Origin of the sequence: Vibrio sp. Of14-4 (assembly GCF_022347625.1) — a bacterium.
GTDB classification, from domain to species: Bacteria; Pseudomonadota; Gammaproteobacteria; order Enterobacterales; family Vibrionaceae; genus Vibrio; species Vibrio pristinus.
This window is the reverse complement of record NZ_JAKRGI010000008.1, coordinates 137549-144389: the sequence shown is the minus strand read 5'-3', so window position 1 is coordinate 144389 and position 6841 is coordinate 137549. Positions and strand designations below refer to the sequence as shown.

Here is a 6841-nt window from a genome sequence, read left to right as displayed (position 1 = left end):
TTAAAAGCTCTACATAGGAGCGGTAAAGCATCTGCGGGCCTATGCACACAACAGCAATAATTTTACTGGTAACCATGACTGGGTGATCACGTTTCATTACTCACTCCTAAGACTAAAAATAAAGCTGCTGTTTTCTGGTTAAACTGTTATAAAAGGGCGTATTGAGTGCGTTTTTTCTTACCTTAGAGTAGGTTTTAAGCACTTCAGGATCGATGGTTTCAATCGGATTATCGGAAAAATCAAAAGACTTAAGATGGTTGTCCGGCTGTAACTTTGGCAGCACTTTAAGCTGATTATAAGATGCTCTAACGTATACCAGCTGAGGCAGCTTAGCGATAACACTTATATCATCCAAGTAGTTATCGCTAATCATTAGGTTCTCTAAGTGTCCCAGTGCTTCGATTGCCGAAATATCGATAGTACCACTTTTTTTTACCGTTAGGTCTTTAAGCGAAGGTAACTTCTCGATGCCGTTTAAGGTAGGAAGGTTAGAATAGGTAATGAGAAGTTCTTGTAAACTGGGTAAATCCTCAACATTTTTTAGCATATTATCTTCTATAGACTTGAATGCCAGCCTTTTTATAGAAGGTAGACTTCTAATCTGAGGTAGACTGCCCTTAGCAATATTATGTACCGAGATAGTTTCAATACTTTTTGGCAATACAACCCCACTTAGTTTTTTATCTGTAAAGTTCTCCATAATTAGGTTTTTTAGCTTAACTAGTTTATCAATATTTTTAATATTTTTATATTCTGGCCCTGTTACCCATAACTTTTCTAAATTTGTTAGCGACCCAATATCAAGGTCTGATTTTGAAAGCTCAATAGAAAGGTACTCTAGCGACTGATTACCATTTAACTCATCAAAGCCACTTGCACTCTCGGCAGTACTAATAAATACATCTAAGTTTTTTTGCAGTCCTAGATTACTGATATGCCTCAACTCTGTTTGGTGGATATTGATTTTTTTTACACTTCCCGATTGGGGCAGTATCACTTGCTGAACATTATCTAAAAATGCAATGGTCACCCTTTCTAGGTTGTTAAAAGCGCTTAAGTCGATACTACTATCGAGATACCGGGCGTTCCTCAAATGTAGATACTTAGCATCAGAAATAGCACTAATAAATTTAGCGGAAATAGTCGCATATCTCTCTACTGTAACATTTAGTGCCTTTCCCTGTTGGTCCAATAGTACTGCAATACGTGACAAAGAGCCTGCTGCACCATATTGCTCGTCATCACCTATGATAGAAGGGGTAATAGCGGACCTCTTTCTTTCAGACTCCAGTGAGGGAAGTTTGCTAAGTTCACCTGTTAACCCCTCTACAAAAAAGGATAACTTACCGTATTCAGGTTTAAAGTTTTGCTGAATTTTTTGCGCCACAGGTGAGGCTTGAATAATCGCTTCGGCTTGTTGCTGCGCGGTTAAGGCCAAGGCTTGCCCCACCATAACTAGGTATAAACTCAGCGCGACAAGGAAAAAATGGCCGCGTTTTACTAATTTCATTGTTCTTCTCCGTGAATCGATTCAACGTACAATTTGGGAATACGAAAGCTAGGGTGATTCCAGTCATTGCCGTGGAAAAACGCTTGCTCGCTAGGCTCTGGCGGGGTAAATAAACCGGTTTCTAATAACTGGGCAATCGAGACCACATCTATCCCATACTTGGTGTTCGCAGAAATTCCCCAATTCACCCCTTTGGCCGCTTTTTGCTCAAGGCCAGGGCCAATATAAATATGCGTTGACTGCTGTGAATCATAGTTATCATCAGGTTGTGACTGCTCTTGTTCCCGTACGTGGTTATAGTATTGAATAATGTCGCTCACCGTTGTGATACCGGTAAAGTCTTCAAGGCTTGGGTCAAGCTTAACCAAGTCTTCAATTGACTTTTCCGAGTAGCCAAGCAAATGAAGTGGCACGACTGCGCGCCAAGACATATTGCCTAACTCCACATAAGAAAAACCGGGTAGCAGATGATCGGCAAACTCATACTCTAGCTTTTCATCTATGTCTTCAACCATGCCCGGCGATAGCATCTTAAGAGTCAACTCAGGGGAGCGAGCCAATGCCGCTGCTAACTCTTGGGTGCTATCGAATTCAAGATCTTCGCTAATCTTTGACTGTTTGACCACTTGTTTCAGATAACGTTGGGTTGTTTCGCTATCCAAATCACCTTTAAACAGTTGCCATTGCGCGAGCAGTCTTTTTTGCACTTGGGTTTGATTTAAGGTGCGATAAAGCTTTGTCAATTCATAAACCAGCATCGCCACAGTTATCACAGTGCCAATCACAGTTAACACCCCTATCCCTGTTGCCCAGCCAACCAAAATTGCCGAATCCGCAATAAGACTGGCACCCTTAGCCAAAATTTCCGCATCGGTGGGATCAGTTAGATAAAGATCGATAGAGGTATTGACCAATGAAAATACTGTGACCCCAACGGCAAGAAAATCAAGCACTTGGCCTATCTGACCAAAGCGCAATGTGCCGACATCCACAGGGCCTTTAGTTTTCATACGCGCCAAGGCAATTTCAATGCTTCGAGCAATACTTAAGCTGTCTGAGACTAACTGCAACCGGCTTGATACCATCTCTGTCATCATTTTGGTCATTTCTAACGAGGTTTGATGCCCGCTCCACTGCGCCTTTTTCGCCGCTTCTTCAATGGCTAATGCGCCTTGGGTATTAACGGTAAAGTTATAAAACACATACAGGAGCTTGGCGTAGGCGACGCCCTGATAAGGGCTGGCAGCCGAGTCCAAGGTACTATCAAATAAATCTTGGCTATGTTTGCCTTGCCCAGTGGCAACTTCTTTGGAATATTGTGCTAGTAGCTTTCTGCCCTCATCAATTAGCCCTTTGTTTCTTTTGCGATCGCTACTTCGAACAATGGTATAGGCCATAAAGATCTGTTGAAATTCGTTCTTAGTAAACAGTTCACGAACTTTCCAATGACGTAATACCGCATTAAAAAAGCGCAAATGAGCAACCGATGTAGTTTGCACCCGTTTGGTAACATGGGTCATCACCTCCGCTGAGTAGCAGGATAAAATCACTTGCAACACACAAGGCGCGCCTGGGCCTGGGATCACCAGCCCTCGTTTACTCCAAAGCAACTCAAGTGTTTCAACGGTATTTTTATCCAGAATAGCACTCAGCAGATTGTCTTTTGGAGTTTCTGGTTTAAGTTCGTTTAAATGACTGATTTGCGTATTTAAAAAACTATCTTCAGGAAGTTGAGTTTGAGTGATGTTTTCTATTGGTTCTTTATCCCAAACCTCTTTAAACTCTTGCTCAATAATATGATTGGTATCATTGGCAATGATGGCATTAATGCTGGGGGCAATTTGCTCATCAAACAGTTTTTGACGGTAGGTATCACTGGAAGCGAGAGCGCCATAACACTCAGCAATGGTGTTAAAAATCACGCACCAGTTGCCTTCATCTTCAAAATCAGGCCCTGGCGGAATAAAACCCTCATCCTTTACTTTTGTCGCAATTTTTTCATCTTGCAACTGCTCTGAGAGTGAACCCATGTAGCGCTTCAGTTCCTGCCGCAGTTTAGGTGCGGTCAGCAAGGCGTACAATCGCTCCGCCACTTTTGCGATATCGGCTTTTTGTTTGCCTGCGTTTTTATAGGTTTTAGAGAAGGTAAGAAAACTTTCTTCTTTATCAGCGCTAGTGACCATTTTGTCGCGAATGGCACATAAGGCTTGGTATAGCTCGCGGTGGTTTTTAGCCTGCTCTATCTGATCTTTATCCCCTGACTCCCAAAACATATCGCTATTGAGTACTTGATACTGAAGGTACAAAAAAGGATGTTGCGAGCCAAACATGACTCGACTCGTTCTCTCCCAATAGCTACTATCAGCAGGAAGTGCTTTAAACGGAAACTCAAATTGGAGCTTCACTATGTTTATCATGTCAGTGAGAATGTCTAGCCGAGCCATATAATCGGCCATAAATAAATTGTATTCAGCGATCTGCCTTTGCATCTTGTTTAGCATCTTACGCAGGCGAAAATCCCATTCAGGTAACGAGCAATGCACTTTTATTTGCTTTGGCGCATCGATAGTTTTAAATCGTGTGGCTTCATTTTCAATCAGTTCATTCGCTAGACAGCCAGCGTCAATGTCCAGCTTCTTAAGCGGTTTGGATTTAAATGGGAACTTGTCGAGCGGATAAGCCAAAAATCGAGCGTTACTTTTCACTGTCAAGCTATTACGGCTGATGGTGGCGATTTGCATTGCTGGCGTGGGTTTTGGTTTGCTGCGCGCGCTTTCACGCAGAGGCGTCACTTTGGTGTGGAGTAAATCAGGTAAGCCCTGAAAACCATTAGGTTGCAGCAAGGTAAATTGATCACCAGATTCGTCAAAAAAGCGCGGTTCCATACTAAGAGGAAACGGCTTACCCCAAATATTGGTCGCTGCGACACCGCGAGAGAGCACAGAGCCCGCACCAGATGTATCCCAATACCAGACAAAACGGTTACTGATCACTGAATCTTTCATATCAATCTGATGGCCATCGCCATCATCATATATGAAGGCACTATCGGCAAGTGACACGGTACGTTCGCTGGTCACACAAGTGGTCTTTGCGTCAATAGGAGAACGGCCTTGTTCGCTATAGACTTGCTGAATTTGCGTAGGATGAAATAAACCTATGTTGTCCAATTCATCTTTGTCTACATCCAAATACCATGCGCCATCATCATCTTGCGTGAGCGCACTGGCTTGGTAGAGATCAGCGTACTGTTTTTTTCGGCCATCAAGTTTGCTTTGGTTTTCAGTCACACATTCTTGATCAAACTCATCTAAACATGATTGACTTTGCCATTGCTCGACAAATTCATCATATTGAGTTTGCTTGGTGTTTAGTATTTTCTTTTGGTGACTGCCGTAATTTTTTAGGTCAGCAACCAACATGGCTTCTGCGCTAGAATCCAGTTCTGTTATCTTTTGTTTGATTTTCTCTAACAAGACCCGACTATATTCAAGATCGGACAAGTACAAGTCATTTTGCGGCTGTTTAGGCGTTAACATTGTATTCATGAATTACCAACCACCATTTTTAGATTGATCGAGTGCGGAAATTTGTTTTTTGGTATTCGAGTCAAGCTGACCATTAACCTCAAGAGCGTAATTCTTTTGCAGGTTTGAAATCGCCTGTTGGGCTAATTCAGGATCGGCTTGGGACAAGTTCACTTCCGTAAAGTCGTGGTTTTGAAGCCGCTGCAGCACGCCTTCTTGCTCTTCAATCGGTTTAAGTGAACCAATATTGACCAACAAGCGGTTTGAGTAATCCTCGTCAGTTTGACTGGCTTTCATACACACCAGCACACGCTCTTGATCGTAAAATTCCGCTAAAGAGATAAAACCTTTGTCATCCGATTGACGCGGATAATCTGTTCCATTGGCCTTAACCAAGCATGCCAAATTGGCATAGGGTTTATCGAACTGATCTTTTAACAAAATGCCAAAACCACCACTGTTATGAGGTAACTTCACTACCGCTGTTTTTGTTTGCTGCTGCTGATAAAAATTGCCTGAGTTGTTGTTAAGATTTGGTGTAAAGCTTTGCGCGATGGCCGCTTCTAACTTAGGAAGATGAATATCAACAATATGCTCTTGGTCATCAAAACTCTGTGTCTCTGAGTAGCTTACCCATTCATCCAGACTTATCACTTCACTTTGGTAAAACTCTGGATCTTGCTCTAATTTCTCAATGGTTTCCCAACTAAGTTGGGCCGCGCTATACACTAACCCAAAACCATTGTCTTCAATCTGCACTTCACCTTTGACTTTATAAGGCAGCCAAATATGGTGAAGCTGATGGCCTTCCGCTTGACGAACTTGTTTGTCTTGCGCGTGTGGCATTGCGCGGTAGTACTCAACATCAACATCTGACAAATAACCGCTTTGGGTCACATACAGCTCGCGCCAGAGTATTTGTTTCCAAAATACGTAAACGTACCCCCGCTTTGCATCAGCGAGTTTATCAGCTTGGTTATCTTCGGTTGCGTAGTACAAAGGTCTGACGGGGATCAGGACATTGTCCCACTCATCCATCTCAGTTTGTTCAGGAACGGGTTGTATTTCATCGGCGATTTTTAACAGTATGGGCGTAGGCTGCTGCTTGTTGGGGATCTTGATGTAAAGGCTTTTGCTTTCTGCCTCTAAGCCCTTAAATATCGCAACGCTACGATGGTTGTAGTGCCGGTCTGCTCTCGCATTGGTGAGCTTCTCACCTTGTAGATCGGTTTTGCCGAGCATAACACGCGCCGCATTATTCGGCCACTGGCCAGCAAACTCGACCACGATTTTTTTGTCTGGCGCTGGTTCAACAGGGCTAAAGGATAGGTTTCGTGCCAAGGGTACGTCGTCTGTTACCATGGCATAATTGGCTTTCACCACTTTCTTTTCTGGCTGAGCGGAAAGTTTATCCATGCGCGCCTTTAACGCAGGGTATGCCTGAAGCTGGGTTTCTGAAAGTGGACTACGACGAGCAAAGGATGACACAGCAACCCAATCAGCGCGAACAAGACGCTGTTTAATGGCGGTAAGTAATCGGTGGATGTCTTTCTTCGCCGACTGAGGAAGACTTTCAGACAGAGGCTTGGGAAGCTGTCTGACCACGTCTTGAAGATTGCGCGTACGCGAAAGTTGCCCGATGCATTCATCTGGCGACAGGATATAGTCTAACACGTCCCTAGAAAGTGTATTTCCCGGAACAAATTTGCAAATTAATTGCATTTTAGTTCTCCACAACCATTAATGTTTTTTGATTGCGGCAACAAGTTACCCCAAAGGGGTTAATTACGATTTGGCAACAGCC

General features: G+C 43.3%; 3 protein-coding genes. All 3 read right to left on the bottom strand.

Annotated features, from left to right (window positions below):
- Window positions 1-112: 112 nt before the first annotated feature.
- From MHN79_RS10315 to MHN79_RS10305, 3 genes are read right to left on the bottom strand one after another with little or no spacing between them, the layout of a single operon-like run.
- Entirely contained in the window at window positions 113-1510 is a 1398-nt protein-coding gene (locus MHN79_RS10315; RefSeq protein ID WP_239172827.1) for a hypothetical protein, read from the bottom strand.
- Window positions 1507-5058: a hypothetical protein gene (locus MHN79_RS10310; RefSeq protein ID WP_239172826.1), complete on the bottom strand. Its 3552-nt coding sequence runs from the start codon at window positions 5056-5058 to the stop codon at window positions 1507-1509. The genes MHN79_RS10315 and MHN79_RS10310 overlap by 4 nt, the downstream gene beginning before the upstream one ends.
- Window positions 5059-5061: 3 nt before the next feature.
- Window positions 5062-6759, bottom strand: a complete 1698-nt coding sequence (locus MHN79_RS10305; RefSeq protein WP_239172825.1) for a hypothetical protein — start codon at window positions 6757-6759, stop codon at window positions 5062-5064.
- Window positions 6760-6841 lie beyond the last annotated feature (82 nt).